The 14932-nt window shown below is 57.5% G+C and carries 16 protein-coding genes; 12 read left to right on the forward strand and 4 right to left on the reverse strand.

Features of this window, described 5'->3' with window-relative positions; all coding sequences use genetic code 11:
- The first annotated feature begins 134 nt into the window (after nucleotides 1-134).
- A complete protein-coding gene (locus Q675_RS23675; protein ID WP_014420257.1) occupies nucleotides 135-560 on the forward strand; it encodes a hotdog fold thioesterase in 426 nt (141 codons plus the stop codon).
- A gap of 283 nt (nucleotides 561-843) precedes the next feature.
- The gene (locus Q675_RS23680; RefSeq protein WP_223268748.1) at nucleotides 844-1572 is read left to right on the forward strand and encodes a substrate-binding periplasmic protein; all 729 of its coding nucleotides are present in this window, start codon (nucleotides 844-846) and stop codon (nucleotides 1570-1572) included.
- 16 nt (nucleotides 1573-1588) lie between these two features.
- On the opposite strand, the gene Q675_RS23685 is transcribed toward Q675_RS23680, so the two are convergent.
- Complete coding sequence (locus Q675_RS23685) at nucleotides 1589-2545, reverse strand: GGDEF domain-containing protein (RefSeq protein ID WP_022993358.1); 957 nt, start codon at nucleotides 2543-2545, stop codon at nucleotides 1589-1591.
- A gap of 139 nt (nucleotides 2546-2684) precedes the next feature.
- Here Q675_RS23685 and Q675_RS23690 point away from each other — a divergent pair, with 139 nt between their 5' ends.
- Nucleotides 2685-3155, forward strand: a complete 471-nt coding sequence (locus Q675_RS23690) for a YchJ family protein (protein ID WP_223268749.1) — start codon at nucleotides 2685-2687, stop codon at nucleotides 3153-3155.
- Nucleotides 3156-3160: 5 nt separating this feature from the next.
- Here Q675_RS23690 and Q675_RS23695 read toward each other — a convergent pair whose 3' ends face one another.
- On the reverse strand, nucleotides 3161-3541 hold the full coding sequence (locus tag Q675_RS23695) for a rhodanese-like domain-containing protein (protein WP_014420261.1): 381 nt from the start codon (nucleotides 3539-3541) through the stop codon (nucleotides 3161-3163).
- A 144-nt stretch (nucleotides 3542-3685) separates the two neighbouring features.
- Between Q675_RS23695 and rarD the strand changes: the two genes are divergently transcribed.
- Entirely contained in the window at nucleotides 3686-4582 is an 897-nt protein-coding gene (gene rarD, locus Q675_RS23700; protein ID WP_011783887.1) for an EamA family transporter RarD, read from the forward strand.
- A complete protein-coding gene (locus tag Q675_RS0119060; RefSeq protein WP_031211085.1) occupies nucleotides 4579-4821 on the forward strand; it encodes a DUF3565 domain-containing protein in 243 nt (80 codons plus the stop codon). Before rarD ends, Q675_RS0119060 begins: the two co-directional genes overlap by 4 nt.
- Here Q675_RS0119060 and Q675_RS23705 read toward each other — a convergent pair.
- Entirely contained in the window at nucleotides 4800-5681 is an 882-nt protein-coding gene (locus Q675_RS23705) for a LysR family transcriptional regulator (RefSeq protein ID WP_022993354.1), read from the reverse strand. The genes Q675_RS0119060 and Q675_RS23705 overlap by 22 nt on opposite strands.
- Before the next feature lie 92 nt (nucleotides 5682-5773).
- Between Q675_RS23705 and Q675_RS23710 the strand changes: the two genes are divergently transcribed.
- A complete protein-coding gene (locus Q675_RS23710; RefSeq protein WP_022993353.1) occupies nucleotides 5774-6607 on the forward strand; it encodes a cation diffusion facilitator family transporter in 834 nt (277 codons plus the stop codon).
- On the opposite strand, the gene Q675_RS23715 is transcribed toward Q675_RS23710, so the two are convergent.
- Nucleotides 6530-7867, reverse strand: a complete 1338-nt coding sequence (locus tag Q675_RS23715; protein ID WP_022993352.1) for a CHAD domain-containing protein — start codon at nucleotides 7865-7867, stop codon at nucleotides 6530-6532. The two genes, Q675_RS23710 and Q675_RS23715, sit on opposite strands and share 78 nt — an antisense overlap.
- Before the next feature lie 232 nt (nucleotides 7868-8099).
- Between Q675_RS23715 and Q675_RS23720 the strand changes: the two genes are divergently transcribed.
- The 6 genes from Q675_RS23720 to Q675_RS23745 all read left to right on the forward strand — a co-directional run bounded on the left by Q675_RS23720 (nucleotide 8100) and on the right by Q675_RS23745 (nucleotide 14866).
- Entirely contained in the window at nucleotides 8100-9776 is a 1677-nt protein-coding gene (locus Q675_RS23720) for a methyl-accepting chemotaxis protein (protein WP_022993351.1), read from the forward strand.
- A gap of 112 nt (nucleotides 9777-9888) precedes the next feature.
- On the forward strand, nucleotides 9889-10959 hold the full coding sequence (locus Q675_RS23725) for a TRAP transporter substrate-binding protein (RefSeq protein WP_189383320.1): 1071 nt from the start codon (nucleotides 9889-9891) through the stop codon (nucleotides 10957-10959).
- A gap of 131 nt (nucleotides 10960-11090) precedes the next feature.
- A complete protein-coding gene (potA, locus tag Q675_RS23730; protein ID WP_011783894.1) occupies nucleotides 11091-12212 on the forward strand; it encodes a spermidine/putrescine ABC transporter ATP-binding protein PotA in 1122 nt (373 codons plus the stop codon).
- Nucleotides 12205-13062 carry a spermidine/putrescine ABC transporter permease PotB gene (gene potB / locus Q675_RS23735; protein ID WP_011783895.1) on the forward strand — a complete coding sequence of 286 codons (858 nt, stop codon included), beginning with the start codon at nucleotides 12205-12207 and terminating at the stop codon, nucleotides 13060-13062. Before potA ends, potB begins: the two co-directional genes overlap by 8 nt.
- Nucleotides 13059-13829, forward strand: a complete 771-nt coding sequence (gene potC, locus Q675_RS23740; RefSeq protein ID WP_011783896.1) for a spermidine/putrescine ABC transporter permease PotC — start codon at nucleotides 13059-13061, stop codon at nucleotides 13827-13829. Before potB ends, potC begins: the two co-directional genes overlap by 4 nt.
- Complete coding sequence (locus Q675_RS23745; protein ID WP_011783897.1) at nucleotides 13826-14866, forward strand: extracellular solute-binding protein; 1041 nt, start codon at nucleotides 13826-13828, stop codon at nucleotides 14864-14866. The genes potC and Q675_RS23745 overlap by 4 nt, the downstream gene beginning before the upstream one ends.
- The last annotated feature ends 66 nt before the right edge of the window (nucleotides 14867-14932 follow it).

The following is a 14932-nucleotide window of genomic DNA, read 5'->3' on the forward strand; positions in this document are numbered from 1 at the left end:
TCCAGGTCCCTCTCTTGGTGTGATTGGTGATAATGCAAAAATGCTCTATAAAGGCGTGGTTATAAGCATGCTACCTGTATAGACTCATTCCTGACAGCTATAAGAAACGAAAGTTCAATCTGAGGAGTTGCACGATGTCGATCTGGACGGTTACCCCTAATCTTGAGCAAATGACAGAGGCCAGCAAAAACACCGCGGTCAGTCATATGGGCATTGAATACCTCGAAATCGGTGACGATTATGTGAAAGGCCGGATGCCGGTGGATGAGCGCACCGTCCAGCCATTCGGGATCCTGCATGGTGGTTCCTCCGTTGTGTTGGCGGAAACGCTGGGCAGCATGGCTGCCAACTGTTGCCTGAAAGATAAAAATACGGTCGCTGTGGGGCTGGATATTAATGCCAATCATATTCGGCCTGTTACCGGGGGATGGGTCTATGGCACGGCGAAGGCCATACACATCGGCAGTGCAACGCAAGTATGGGAAATCCGCCTGGAAAACGATCAAGGCAAGGTGACCTGCATTTCCAGGTTGACCATGGCGGTAACCCGCCGCTCGTAAGAAAACAGGGAGCGATGGCTCCCTGATTCCGACCTTGCGCGTCGATTTGCGAAATAAGCTCGCCATCCTTGATTAATATCAAAAGAAAATCGTTTGCCGGGACTGTCGCCCTGCTATACTTAAAATAGTTGAGGATGTTAACTAAATGCCATGAGGTTATTCCTCACGGGAAGGTTTCACTGTGCTGAAAATTCGTTGTAACAGGGTGTCTTCGAAAGCGCACAAGTCCTGGTATGCGTTGCTCTTTTTGCTATGCGCATCCTTTGGTCTGCGAGCTGCCCCTTTGTCTGAGTGCTCAACGCTGAGAGTGAGTGGTAATCCGGAGTATCCGCCTCTCCTATGGCCGAGCGTGGCGTCGCCGGATCTTTTAGATGGCGCGGTTCCTCAGTTCCTGCGGGAATTGGCTGAGCCCCTGGGTATCAAGGTCAGTGTCCGCAACATTGGGTCCTGGGCGCGGGTGCAGCGGTTGGCAGAGTTGGGGGAGATCGATCTGGTGGCCGGGGCCTTTATCACGGCAGAAAGATTGGGCTACCTGGATTATATTCTGCCGCCCATGATGCACCTCGATACCAATGTCTGGGTGCCGCGGCGAAGGATGTTTGAGTATCGGCACTGGCCGGACCTGGAGGGGAAACAAGGCAGCACCCTGATCGACAACAGTTTCGGTGAGCGGTTCGACAGCTTTGCCGCCGATCACCTGGATATCCTCGGCGTCCGCTCCATTCACCAGTCCTACCTGATGGCCGATATCGGTCGTATCGATTATGTACTGTACGAGTTGTTGCAGGGGCGGGCGAAGCTGGCCCGGTATGGCATGTCGAATGACTTTGTGGCGCTGGAGCCCCCTGTGAGTAGAGAAGGCCTGTTCTTCGCGTTTCCGAAACTTTCCCGCTGCAATAGCAAAGCCTTGCGAGAGGCTTTTGCAGCCAGGTTGCTGGAGTTGACGGAGCAGGGCAGGCTGGAAGAGTTGATTGAAGAGTATCTCATCCGGTATACCGAGGAGGGCCGTTAGCGAGGCCTTCTTGGGTTTAGGTGGCCAGTGTCACTCTGCTTCTTCCTTTGGCCTTGGACTGGTACATGGCCTCGTCTGCGCGACACATCAGATCTTCCAGTCTGCGGTCGCCGTTTCCCAGGCTACTGATTCCGATACTTGCCGACGGCGAGATTCTGCTTTTCTCGTACGACACCACCAGATTACAAAGCAAGGCCAGCAAGCGGCTCGCCAACACGTGTGCCATCGTCATGTCGGTGTCCGGTAGCAGAATGGCGAATTCCTCTCCGCCCATTCTGGCCACAATATCGCAATCCCGAATCCGGGCTTTCAGTAGCCCGCTGACCTGCTTCAACACTTCATCGCCCGCCTGGTGACCGTAGGTATCGTTGATGATCTTGAAGTGATCCAGATCCATCATGACCAGAGTCAGTGGTGTCTGATGCCTGGCAGACTGGTTCAGCAGTTGCTCTCCGAACTCGAAGAACGCGCGTCGGTTATGCAGCCCGGTAAGTTCATCCTCCAGCGCTGCTGCCCTGGCTTTTTCGTGGGCTGCCCGCAGCTCCAGCTCCATCTGTTTACGTTCGGTAATATCAGTGGCAATCTCCAACCTTACCAGGCGGCCATCGGTCCAGCGGATCGCCTGGTCACGGCACTGGTACCATCGTTGGTCCAGTTGATTCTGGAACTCCCAGACATGGGGTTTGTTGGGCTCGCCCTGATCATTGATCAGCAGGTGATTGGTGCAGAAGCTGCATGGGCCGTCACCGTTCTGAAGCACCTGCCAGCATTTTCGGTTGCCAACGTCACCCCAGATCTGCCGGCCGTAAGCGTTCATGTACAGCAGATCGTGTGTTGTAAAATCGGAGACGTACACCAGGGCATCCAGATTATCGAGTACGGCCTGAAGACCTTCCGGGGGTGTTTCCTCGGTGGCTGGCGGTGTCTGATCCCGGTGAACGGGCAGATTCAGTGACGGAATGCCGGATTTCATGGGGTGTGCGCTGTCTGTTTTTTATTCAGTTTAATTTCCAGTATGGCTTTTGTCATACGACGCTGTCTGCAAAAGCGTGTAAGGTTTGCGGACATTACCTACGTTGGCCGGACAGCCGGGCCAACGAAATTCTGGCTTCATGAGGGTTTGGAAAGGGATGAAGGTGTCCGGGGAAAACTGCCCCTGCGGTAGCGGGAAAGCCTACCTGCTGTGTTGTCAGCCCTGCCATGCAGGCGCGCCTGCCACCACACCGGAGGCGTTGATGCGTTCCCGGTTCAGTGCCTTTGTGGTGAAGGATGCCGATTATCTGCTCGAGACCTGGCATCCGGAGACCCGGCCGGCGGAACTGGACCTTTCCGGCTCACCGGAATGGGTTTCGCTGCAGATACTCTCCTCCAGTGCCGGTGTCGACACGGGCCGGGTTCACTTCCGGGCGGTCTATCGTGCCGGTGGTGGTTGGGGTTATCTGGAAGAGCGATCAGACTTCAGCAAAGAGAATGGCCGCTGGTTCTACCGGGAGGGCGAAACCCGCGAGGGAATGCTGAAGCCCGGTCGAAACGACCCCTGCCCCTGTGGCAGTGGTCGCAAGTTCAAGGCCTGTTGTCTTTAAACGTTCTATTCGAATTTCGGCAGATCCGGCTGAGCGACCTCTTTACCCGCTTCCAGCCAGGCGTCAAAGCCGCCTTCAATGGATTGTACGTTCATATAGCCCATCTCTTTCAGCGCTTTGGCGCTGAGTGCTGCACGGCCGGAGGTTTTGCAGTAGAGCACAATTTTCATCTGCCGGTTCTCCAGCGCGGGGTCGTTGGTGAACTTGAATTCGAGCATGCCCCGGGAAATATTCACGGCGCCCGGAATATGGCTGGAGCGGTATTCATCGGCGTCCCGCACATCCAGCAGCAAATCGGCATTTTTAATGGCCGCCTCGGCGTTGGCCAGCGGCACCTCCTGAATCTCTTTTTTGGCTTCGGCAACAAGGTCGTGGGCAGTCTTCATGGCAGTTCCCTTTGAGCGTGGGTGTGTCTTTTCAGGTTACGGCATTTACCACGGGCGAGTCACCTATAGGTTGTCTGTGACTAAGGCATGAGCCTTTGCCCAGCGGGTTTGTGCTAGATTGACGGGCCTGACAATGAGGAAGCTATGAAACCGCTGAATGACACCACCAAAGGCGTGGTTTACGGGTTAGGCGCCTACACCCTTTGGGGAAGCTTTCCCCTGTATTTTGCCCTGTTCAAGGGGATCCCTTCCTGGGAGGTGCTGATCCATCGGGTGATCTGGTCCTGCCTGTTTCTGGCCGTGGTCATCTCGATACTCAAGCGCTGGCCGCCGGTGGTGGCGGCACTGCGACAGCCGCGCCGGCTGGGGTATGTGCTGGGTTGTGCCGTGTTTATTGCCCTGAACTGGGGTATCTATATTTATGCCGTGGAAACACGCCATGTGTTGCAGGCCAGTCTGGGCTATTTCCTGACGCCGTTGGTAAATGTGGCCATGGGGCTGCTGATCCTGGGTGAGCGTATTTCCCGGCTGCAGGCCGCGGCGGTGGGGCTGGCGGCGGTTGCGATTCTCTATCAGCTGTTGCTGCTGGGCGAGTTGCCGTGGATTACGCTGGTACTGGCGTTCAGCTTCGGCACCTATGGCCTGATGCGCAAGAAAGTCGAACTTGATGGCCTTTCCGGTCTGTTTGTTGAAACGCTGTTATTGCTGCCGTTGGGCTTGCTGACCCTGGCCTGGCTGTCGTCGCAGGGGCTGTCGCACTTTTCGGACAGCACCTACAGCGCATTGTTACTGGCCTCCAGTGGCGCGGTGACCGCCATCCCGCTGCTGGCTTTTGCCGGGGCTGCGCGCCGTTTGAAGCTGTCTACCGTGGGCTTTCTTATGTACATCAACCCCACGATCCAGTTTCTGATCGCGCTGTATATCTTCCATGAGCCGCTTAGCACCGCCAAACTGGTGAGCTTTGTGATGATCTGGGTGGCGTTGGCAATATACTCGTGGTCGGCCTGGGTGGGCCGATCGAACAGAGAGGCTTCGGCATGAAACAACCCATCAGCGGCTATCACAAAGACGGGGAAAACCACTGGGTAGCGCAGCTGGCGTGTGGCCATAACCAGCACGTGCGCCATGATCCGCCCTGGGTTGTCACGGTGGAAGGCCGGCAATCCATGTTGGGGGTTAAGCTGGATTGCCGGAAATGTGATGACCATGCGCCTGCGGATGTCCGTCCGGAGAGTCCGGAAGGACCTCAGTCTCCCGGTCAGGCCAGGGTTTCCAGATAGGCTTCCAGTTCGTTGGCGAGCCAGCCCACCACGGCGCCTCCTTGCGCCTGCTCTGACTCCAGCGCACTGAACACTTTCCACCAGCGGGCGCTGCGGTGGTGGATGGTTTTCAGCTGTTCCTTGCGCAATGCCTCAGCAATCAGGGGTAAGGGTAAATCCGCCCAGCCAGCGCCATCGATCACCGCATCCCGCATCAGTTCGTATTGGGTAAAGGCGAGGTAGTTGGCGGTTTCCGGGGATTCGGCCACCAGTTGGGCGTCGAGCATGTAGGCCAGGGTGATTTCCGTGTGGCTGACCAGGTCGTCCTGAGTGACCCGTTTCAGCTGACTCAGGGGGTGATCCGGCGCTGCCACGGTGAGCATGCGCACATCAGCCAGTTCCCGAAACCATTGATAACCTTCGTTCAGCAATTCCGGCATCAGGCCATAGGCCACATCCACGGACTGGTTGCGAACCAGCGGCGCCAGTTCCCGGGGCGAGGCAAGGTAAACCGACAGGCTGGTCTGGGGGAAGCGTTGTTTCAGCCGGCGCAGAATGTCCCGCCAGATATCTTCCGGAATGGCATCGTCCCGGGCAATGCGCAGGACCGATTCGGCACCACTCAGGTGGTGCTGGCAGCGAGCCCTGATCTGGCTGGCAACCTGGTCGAATCGCCGGCAGTCGGTCAGGATGGACTGGCCGATGGCCGTCAGGTGCAGTTGATTGCCGCTGCGTTCAAACAGCTCCACCCCCAGTTCATCCTCCAGGGACGCCAGCACGGTACTGACGGTGGTGCGGCTGCGGTTCAGTTCCCGGGCCGCCGCGGCCACGCTGCCGTTGCGCACAACCGAGAGGAAGGTCTTGATCTGTGACGTTTTCATGGTTTGCTCTTTGCGACGGATTTTCCGTCGCTCAGCGACTCACACCTGTTGAATGATGCCGCTAATATGGCAGCAATTCTCAGGAGGTCAAAATGTTTACTTCTCTGGCGCGGGAAAACCTGGCGCTGACATTATCAGCGGTGGGCGCGGGCCTGTTTGCGCTCGCCGGTATTACCTGGGGTCTTTGGGTCGATTCCCTGGTTATTATCTTCGATGGTGCCTATTCCCTGATCAGCCTCGGGTTGTCGCTCCTGTCACTCTATGCCGCCCGCCTGGTTCGCCGGCCGGCCAATGACGATTACCCATTCGGGATGGGGGCCGTGGAGCCGCTAGTGATCGCCGTGAAAGGTCTGGTGATTGCAGTGGTGTGTATCTTGTCGCTGGTATCGGCGGTGGTGTCGCTGCTTCAGGGCGGCCGTGCCGTGGCGGCGGACATGGCAATGATCTTTGGTGCGGTGAACGTGGTGGGGTGTCTGGCGGTCTGGGCGTATCTACGGTGGTCAAGTCTGCGCAATGGTTCGGGGCTGGTGCAGGCGGAACAGCGCCAGTGGCTGATGGACAGTGCCCTAAGCGCTGCCGTAATGATTGGTTTTGGCGCGGCCTGGCTGCTGGAACGCAGTCATTGGGCGGAGCTGGCCGTGTATGCCGACCCGGTAATGATGCTGGTGATTTCGGTCTACTTTATGACGGTGCCGGTGAAGATGGTTCTGGAGTCAGTTCGGGAGCTGTTGCTGGCGGCACCGAAAGACGATGCACTGGACGACATCCATGAGACCCTGGAAGACCTGGGCCTGAATCCGGAACAGGTCCGGGTGGCCAAGCTCGGCCCGAACCTTCTTCTTGAGGCCTCAGACGTTCAGTCCACCCATAGCCAGTATTTGCCTGCGGGTATTGGCTTTCTCTTGCTCAAGTTTGCCAGTCAGTGACACCCCGTCGCACTCCGGATGGTCGGCGAGGAATCGTCGGGTCAGCTCGATCTGGACATGCAGATCCTGGAAACGGCCGTACAGATCCTGTCGCTGGCGTAGCTCTTTCCGGAATGGCTTGCTGTACCGGGCATCCAGTTCCAGAAGATAGCGGATACGCTTGAGGTTCTTGCGCAGCTGGTGCAGGGCTTCATCCGGAGCGGTGTGCAGCAGTTCTGCGGTTTTTCGGTTGAACTGCTTCAGGCGGCGGTTTGTCGCGGCCTGGATGTCTTTTTTCCGCAGGTTTGCAGCCAGCTTATGAAAAGATTTGGACTCAATATAGTCTTGCCAGCGCGACAGGCTTTGCTGGTAGCGTTTCTGGCCAAGGCGTTTGGCCAGTTTGCGCTGTGCTTTAGATGCCCTGAGCCGCGCCCAGTCGGTCAGCGTGGTGCAGAGTTGTGGGTTGTCGTGGCACAGCTCGGGGATATCCTGAAGAAATACGTGCAGATCCCGCAGGGCGCTGGTGGCCCGGGCATGTCGCTTCAGTTCTCGGATATGCTCCTGTAGTTGGCGATCGCCGGTAATCTCGGCCAGGGGTTCGGCAATGGCCCGACTGCGGCGAAGGGCAATGCGGTATTGGTGCAGGAATTCGTCATCCAGCCCCAGCATCACCCCAGGGGTCAGAAGTTCCAACTGGTTGTTCAGCTGCTGTAAAACCTCCGGGAGCGTGTTCTGGTCCAGATCAGTGGCGTCGGGACTGGCTTTTCGGTTCTTGCGCCGGAATTCGTTGTAACTGAAATCACGAGGCGTCAGGAAGGTTTCCAGTGCACCCTTGTTTTTGTCCACTTTCTTCCAGTGCCTTACCGGCAGCCGGATCTCCAGGATACTGGCGGTTGGCAATTCGAACGGAGCCTGGGGTACCAGAAAGGCGGCCAGTTCGAGTAATGCCGGGTTGTGGCCGATGAGGGTGATGCGGTTCTGAGCGTTATCCAGATTCTGCAGCCAGCGTAATAGACGCCGGAAGTCGAAGGTGTAAAGCTCGTTTTCGGTGCGGACATGGGCCGGCTGGTCGTTGACGCTGAGTGCACCTGCCAGCGTTTGCTGGGCTCGCACAGCGGGGCTTGCATAAATGGCACCGGACAGCGCGCCCAGGCATTTCATTGCCCGCGCGAGCGGCGCAAGCTGGCTTTGGCCTCTGTCATTCAGTGGGCGTTCCTGGTCGCAGAGGCTGTCGTCGTTCCAGCTCGATTTGGCGTGGCGGATAAGAAAAAGCCGTTTCATGCATGCTTGCTCATGAGCTGAATGTTCAGACCTTAGTCTGACACAGCCTCAAGTCGTTTACATGACGGCCGATACGTATTTAGACGTATGACACTGATATGACGGGCTTGTTTACATAAAAACCTGTTCCTGACCTGCGTTTGGTATACAGCTTTTAACAAACTGCAACGGAGTGCGGGTTGCGTTTGTGCATAATCAAAGGATTACAAGAAATGACCCCGGAGCGAAGACCATGACCTTCATGAGCAACCTGACCATCAGAACACGGCTTCTGATTGGTGTATTGGTGCCTGTACTGATTACGGCTGGAACAGTTGCATGGATTACGGCGAACCAGATCCGGGCCAATGGAGAGGCAGAGTTGCAACGCCTCGAGCAGGAACTGTTGGAAGCGCGCAAGGAAGGTTTGAAAAATCTGGTTGAAACCGCGAAATCCGTGGTGCTTGAGGCCAAGTCCACTCCCGGTTTTTCGGAGCAGGAGGCGCAGGAAGAGGCGCGAGAGCGGTTGCGGTCAATCAAGTTCGGTCAGAACAACTATGTCTTCGCCTACGATCGCAGTCTGTTCAATCTCGCCTATGCACCGGACCCCTCCAAGGAAGGCCCGACTACCAATCCGAACACCCAAAAGCTGGTTCGCGGGTTGTTTGACGCGACAGGTGACGATGGCTTCATGCCTTATGAGTGGACCAACCCTGCTACCGGCCAGGTGGAACCGAAAGTCTCCTACTCCACTATCATTCCGGGCTGGGACTGGATGATAGGTTCCGGCGTGTATGTAACCGATGTTCAGAGAGCGGTGGCCGCTGCCCGGCAAGAAATCGATGCAACCATGACGTCTGCTATGGGCTTCATTTTACTGCTGACCATTGTGGTGGTGGTGATTTCGTTGGTAATCGGGTTGGTCATTGGCCGCACCGTGACTGCGCCGCTGAACAAGGTCAGCGACATGATGCGGGAGATTGCCGACGGTGAGGGCGACCTGCGCCAGCGCCTGCCGGAAGATGGTAAAGATGAGCTGGCCGTTCTGGGCCGCCGCTTCAACCACTTCGTCATCAAGATTCAGGACACCATCCGTGAGGTCGGCTCTACCACCGACCAGGTGGCTTCGGCGGCTGAAGAACTCAGCCGGGTGGCGAATGAAACCCGCCAGTCGGTTCAGGAGCAGGGTTCGGAAACCGACCAGATTGCTTCGGCCATCAACGAAATGGCGGCAACGATTCAGCAAATCTCCGGCAATGCCAATGAGGTGGAAGGCGCAGCTTCCGATGCGGACCGCATGGCCAAAGAGGGTGGCGAGACCATTAATAGCGCTCAGGGGGCGGTCAATCAGCTGTCCCAGGAAATGGAAGACACCGCTCGCAGCATCAATGCCCTGGCCGAGAAGTCGAACGATATTCAGCAGGTGCTGGATGTGATTCACGCGGTTACTGAGCAGACCAACCTGCTGGCCCTGAACGCTGCCATTGAGGCAGCCCGGGCCGGCGAGCACGGTCGCGGTTTCTCGGTGGTTGCCGACGAAGTGCGCCAGCTGGCCAAGCGGTCAGCGGAATCGGCTGATCAGATCCGGGAAATGATTGATGGCTTTGTGGCGGAGTCCAAGGCTTCGGTGGAACGTATGAACAACTCCCGCAAGAGCTCGGAGGCGACGGTTGAACGCATCAATCATGCCACCAGTGCACTGAACACCATCGTGACGTCAGTGACCCAGATCCACGATCAGGTGACTCAGATTGCGACCGCCGCTGAACAGCAGAGCCAGGTGGCGGAAGAGATCAACCAGAACGTGGTGCGGATTGTCGACGCGGCCCAGCGCAGCGACACCGGCGTGACCCAGACCAATGAGGCCAGCCACGAACTGGCCCGGTTGGGAGAGAATCTGCGCGAGCTGGTTGGCCAGTTCAAGGTCTGATTACCCTCATAAGAAAGCCGGCCCGCCACATTGGCGCGGTCGGCTTTCGTCGTTATGATGGATCATTCAGGCATATTTGAATCAAAAACTGATAACAATGGAAGCCAACACTATGTCCCTGCGTAAAACCCTGCTGGCGGCGGTCAGCACTCTTGGCCTGCTGGCCAGCCCTTTCGCGGTCTCTGAAGAAACCTTTACCCTGCGTCTCGCGGAAACCTGGGGGCCAAATTCCGGCCTGCTGGGGGATGCGCCCCGAAACATGGCGGCCATGGCTGAGGAAATGTCCGGCGGTCGGCTGAAGATCCGGATTGATTCCTCCAACAAGCACAAGGCCCCTTTCGGTATTTTCGATCTGGTCCGTAACGGCCAGTACGACATGGGCCACACCGCCTCTTATTACTACAAGGGCACCATTCCCAACGCCATGTACTTCACCACCATACCCTTCGGCATGATTGCGCCGGAGATGTATGCCTGGTTCTACCACGACGACGGCATGGAGTTGATGCAGAAGGTATATGAACCCTTCGGGCTGCTGTCCTTCCCGGGTGGCAACACGGCCAATCAGATGGGTGGCTGGTTCCGGAAAGAGATCAAGTCTCTGGAGGACCTGAAAGGCCTGAAAATGCGCACCCCCGGCTTTGCCGGCGAGGTTATGTCGGAAGTGGGCGTGGCGGTCACCAACCTGCCGCCGGGCGAGCTGTATACCGCGCTTGAGCGCAACACCATCGATGCCGTTGAATGGGTTGGCCCGGCGCTGGATCTGCAGATGGGCTTTCACCAGATTGCCAAGTATTACTACTCCGGCTGGCAGGAGCCCAATGCCGAAGTGCAGTTCCTGATCAACAAGAAAACCTGGGACAAGCTGCCGGCTGATCTGCAGGCTATCCTGCGGGTCTCCATGCGTACTGCAGCGTATGACATGTATATCCAGAGCACCCACGAAAGCGGTGTGGCCTGGGAGAAGATGAAGCAGGAATACCCGGATGTGACTCACAAGGTGTTTCCACCGGAGGTTATTACCGCCCTTCGAGAAACCACCAATCGCCTGTTGGATGAATTTGCCGAGAAAGACGAACTGGCGAACGAAATCATCACCTCACAGCGTGAATACCTCAAGCAGGTGCGCCCCTGGACTAACATTTCGGACAAGGCGTATCTGAACAGTGTCGCGGAGCAGTAAAACCGCTGCGTGACAATCGGGCCTGACAGGGCTGGAAAACAGGAGGGGCGTGGTCAGGGAATATCCGCACGCCCCTTTTTGTTTGCGTCTGTTTCTGGAAAAATACGCCGCTCAAACTTTGGGCAGGGCCGATGAAACAGACACTGCTATCTCTGAGCAATCTCACCAAACAGTTCGACGGCAAAAAAGTGCTGGATTCACTGGATCTGGACATTTTTGACGGCGAGTTCATTACCCTCCTGGGGCCCTCCGGTTGCGGCAAGACCACCTTGTTGCGGATGATGGCGGGTTTCGAGCATCCGGATGACGGCACCATCGCGCTGGGCGATCAGGACCTGACTCACACCCCGCCGGAGCACCGCCCGCTGAACACGGTATTCCAGAACTACGCGCTGTTTCCTCATATGTCGGTCTTCGACAACGTGGCCTATGGCCTGAAAATGGAAAAGCGGCCGAAGCAGGAAATCCGGGAGCGGGTCGAGGATGCCCTGGCCATGGTCCAGCTCGAGGACTTCGCCCGGCGCAAGCCGCATCAGTTGTCCGGCGGCCAGCAGCAACGGGTGGCCATTGCCCGTGCAGTGGTCAAGCGCCCGAAGGTGCTGTTGCTGGATGAGCCGTTGTCCGCCCTGGATTACAAACTGCGGCGCACCATGCAGGTGGAACTGAAACGCCTGCAGCGGGAGCTGGGTATCACCTTTGTGTTTGTCACCCATGATCAGGAAGAAGCCCTGTCCATGTCCGACCGGGTGGTGGTGTTGAAAGACGGCCTGATCCAGCAACTGGGGACGCCGCGGGAAGTCTACGAGCGCCCGGCTAACCTGTTTACCGCCCGCTTTGTCGGTGAAACCAATTTCTTCCCGGGCCGGGTGGACAAAGCCAACGGCGACGACACTATCACCGTGGATGTGTTCGGCCTGAAGCGTACCTTCCGCAAGCCGGATTTCCCGGTCTCCGGTGGCCAGTCCCTGCATGTGCTGTTGCGCCCCGAGGATATCCGTGTACTGGCGCCGGACGATGAGGATGGTGTGGCTGGCAAGATCGTTGAACGTAACTACAAGGGCAGTACCCTGGATTCGGTGATTCATCTTGAGGATGGCACCGAGGTGCTGGCGTCGGAATTCTTCGACGAAGACGACCCTACCTTCGACTATCGCCTTGGCGAGCCGGTCAAAGTGAGCTGGGTTGATGGCTGGGAATGGCTGTTACCCACTGAGCCGGAAGCTCTGCCAGAGGAAGAAGGCACCGATGCGTAGCCTGACACAGCAGCCGTTCCGTGCGGCGGTGCTGGTGCTGGTCTGGGGCTGGTTGCTGTTTCTGGTGCTGACCCCCAACCTGTTGGTGGTCGGTGCCAGTGTAATGACCCGGGACCCGGGCTCCTTTATTTCGCTGCCGCTGACCCTGGATGCCTATCGGCAACTGCTCGATCCGCTGTACCTGGAAGTGTTCCTGCACTCCCTGTACATGGCGGCCATGACGACGCTGGTGTGTCTGTTGATCGGCTACCCGTTTGCGTGGGCGTTGTCCAAGGTCGGCAAACGCAATCAGGTGCTGCTGATCTTCCTGCTTATCGTGCCGTTCTGGACCAATTCCCTGGTTCGAACCTACGCCCTGAAGTTGATCCTGGCCACCAACGGCCTGCTCAACAATGGTTTGATGTCGCTTGGTGTGATCGATGAGCCCATGCAACTGCTGTATACCGAGGGGGCGGTGATTATCGGGCTGGTGTATCTGTTGTTGCCGTTCATGATCCTGCCGCTCTACTCCGTGTTTGAAGACCTGCGGGAAGACTACCTGAGGGCGTCGCACGATCTGGGCGCGGGGCGCCTGTCCACGTTTATCCATGTGATCGTGCCGCTGACCCTGCCGGGGGTGCTGGCGGGCATCATGCTGGTGCTGTTGCCGGCCATGGGGTTGTTTTTTGTGCCTGATATTCTGGGCGGTTCCCGCAACCTGCTGGTGGGTAACGTCATCAAGAACCAGTTTCTGGATGCCCGCAACTGGCCCTTTGGTGCCGCTGCCAGCATCCTGCTGACCCTGGCCATGGCGTTCCTGATGTTCGCCCACCGCCTGAGTAAACGGCGGATCGGGGAGGACGGTGTATGAATCGCTGGCTGCCCCGCACCTACCTGACGCTGGTGTATCTGCTGCTGTACGTGCCTATCGTGGTACTCGTGGTGTTCTCCTTCAACGATTCCCGCACCGGTTACGAATGGGGTGGCCTGAGCCTGCGCTGGTACGAAGCCCTGTTGAACAACCGGGCCATGGTGCAGGCCATGTGGAATTCCCTCTGGCTGGCGCTCTCCGCGGCCACTGTGTCGACGTTGATCGGCGCGCTCACCGCACTGGCACTGCACCGATACCGGTTCCGGGGCAAGAAAGTACTCAATGGCATGCTGTTTGTGGTGATGATGTCGCCGGAAATTGTCCTGGCGATTTCGCTGCTGGCGCTGTTTCTGCTGGTGGGGCTGCAGCTGGGTTATGTATCCCTGTTGCTGGCCCACGTTACCTTCTGCCTGCCGTTTGTGGTCATCACCGTGATGGCCCGGCTCAGCGGGTTTGACGAACGCCTGCCGGAGGCGGCCCGGGATCTGGGCGCCAACGATTTCACCATGACCCGCACGGTACTGATTCCGGTGATCATGCCGGCCCTGCTGGCGGGCTGGCTGCTGGGGTTTACACTGTCACTGGACGACGTGGTGGTCAGTACGTTTGTCAGTGGCCCGAGTTATGAAATTCTGCCATTGCGCATCTATTCGATGGTGCGGGTGGGCCTGAAGCCCGAAGTGAATGCCCTTGGCACCCTGCTACTGGTATTCTCACTGGTCATGTTGATCTTGTCTCAATGGATACTGTTAAGGAGCAAACGATGAAGAAACTGGCACTGGCCGGCCTGCTGGCGGTGGGCCTGACTGGCTGCAGTGGTTCTGAGGAGCCCAAGGTTCTGAACCTGTACAACTGGTCTGAGTACATGCCCCAGGAAGTTCTGGATCGCTTTACTGAGGAAACCGGTATCCAGGTGGTCTACACCACCTACGACAGCAACGAAGCCATGTATGCCCGGCTGAAACTGCTGGATGAGAGCGCCGCCTACGACCTGGCCGTGCCCTCCACCTACTACGTGAGCAAGATGCGGCAGGAAGACCTGCTAATGCCCATCGATCGCAGCAAGATTGAAGGTTTCGACAACCTGGATCCGGAACTGGTGAACCTGGATATCGATCCGGAAAACCAGTACAGCGTGCCCTACCTGTGGGGCACCACCGGCCTGGCCGTGGATACCGCGGATGTGGAAGGCGAGGTTACCGCCTGGGCCGATCTGTGGGATGAGCGTTTCGAAGGCCGGGTCATGCTGACCAACGACATGCGTGAAGTCTTCCATGTGGGCCTGCGGGTACTGGGTTATTCCGGTAACAGTACTGACCCTCAGGAAATCGAGGAAGCCTACGAGAAGCTGACCGAGCTGATGCCGTCGGTGCGTACCTTTAACTCGGATGCCCCTCGCATGCCGTACCTGGAAGGTGAAACCGACGTGGGTATGATCTGGAACGGCGAAGCCGTCATGGGCCGCGATACTCTGGATTCCCTGGAATACGTGTATCCGGAAGAAGGCATCATCGCCTGGCTGGACAGCTTCGTGATTCCCAAGAACGCCAAGAACCCGGAAGCCGCTCACCAGTTCATCAGCTTTGTGCTGCAGCCGGAAATCTCGGCCCTGATCAGCGAAGAGATCGGCTACGCCACGCCCAACCTGGCGGCCCGGGATCTGCTGGATGACGCCGTTGCGAACGACCGGGCCAGCTACCCCAACGCCACCGACATGATCAATGCCGAGTTCCAGACCGACATTGGCGACGAGGCGCTGCAGGTGTATGCCAAATACTGGGAAATGTTGAAGTCCGGTCAGTAACCGGAAGAGCATCATGAACCTGAAAAACGGAGGCTTCGGCCTCCGTTTTTTATTGTCCAGGTTTCA

The organism is Marinobacter sp. EN3 (genome assembly GCF_000475315.1).
Taxonomy (GTDB): Bacteria; Pseudomonadota; Gammaproteobacteria; order Pseudomonadales; family Oleiphilaceae; genus Marinobacter; species Marinobacter nauticus.

Bases quoted from the DNA above. Each gene is read 5' to 3' on its own strand.
- Q675_RS23675 (WP_014420257.1), top strand. From the start codon at position 135: ATGTCGATCTGGACGGTTACCCCTAATCTTGAGCAAATGACAGAGGCC.
- Q675_RS23685 (WP_022993358.1), bottom strand. From the start codon at position 2,545: ATGAAATCCGGCATTCCGTCACTGAATCTGCCCGTTCACCGGGATCAG.
- Q675_RS23690 (WP_223268749.1), top strand. From the start codon at position 2,685: ATGAGGGTTTGGAAAGGGATGAAGGTGTCCGGGGAAAACTGCCCCTGC.
- Q675_RS23695 (WP_014420261.1), bottom strand. From the start codon at position 3,541: ATGAAGACTGCCCACGACCTTGTTGCCGAAGCCAAAAAAGAGATTCAG.
- rarD (WP_011783887.1), top strand. From the start codon at position 3,686: ATGAAACCGCTGAATGACACCACCAAAGGCGTGGTTTACGGGTTAGGC.
- Q675_RS0119060 (WP_031211085.1), top strand. From the start codon at position 4,579: ATGAAACAACCCATCAGCGGCTATCACAAAGACGGGGAAAACCACTGG.
- Q675_RS23705 (WP_022993354.1), bottom strand. From the start codon at position 5,681: ATGAAAACGTCACAGATCAAGACCTTCCTCTCGGTTGTGCGCAACGGC.
- Q675_RS23710 (WP_022993353.1), top strand. From the start codon at position 5,774: ATGTTTACTTCTCTGGCGCGGGAAAACCTGGCGCTGACATTATCAGCG.
- Q675_RS23715 (WP_022993352.1), bottom strand. From the start codon at position 7,867: ATGAAACGGCTTTTTCTTATCCGCCACGCCAAATCGAGCTGGAACGAC.
- Q675_RS23720 (WP_022993351.1), top strand. From the start codon at position 8,100: ATGACCTTCATGAGCAACCTGACCATCAGAACACGGCTTCTGATTGGT.
- Q675_RS23725 (WP_189383320.1), top strand. From the start codon at position 9,889: ATGTCCCTGCGTAAAACCCTGCTGGCGGCGGTCAGCACTCTTGGCCTG.
- potA (WP_011783894.1), top strand. From the start codon at position 11,091: ATGAAACAGACACTGCTATCTCTGAGCAATCTCACCAAACAGTTCGAC.
- potB (WP_011783895.1), top strand. From the start codon at position 12,205: ATGCGTAGCCTGACACAGCAGCCGTTCCGTGCGGCGGTGCTGGTGCTG.
- potC (WP_011783896.1), top strand. From the start codon at position 13,059: ATGAATCGCTGGCTGCCCCGCACCTACCTGACGCTGGTGTATCTGCTG.
- Q675_RS23745 (WP_011783897.1), top strand. From the start codon at position 13,826: ATGAAGAAACTGGCACTGGCCGGCCTGCTGGCGGTGGGCCTGACTGGC.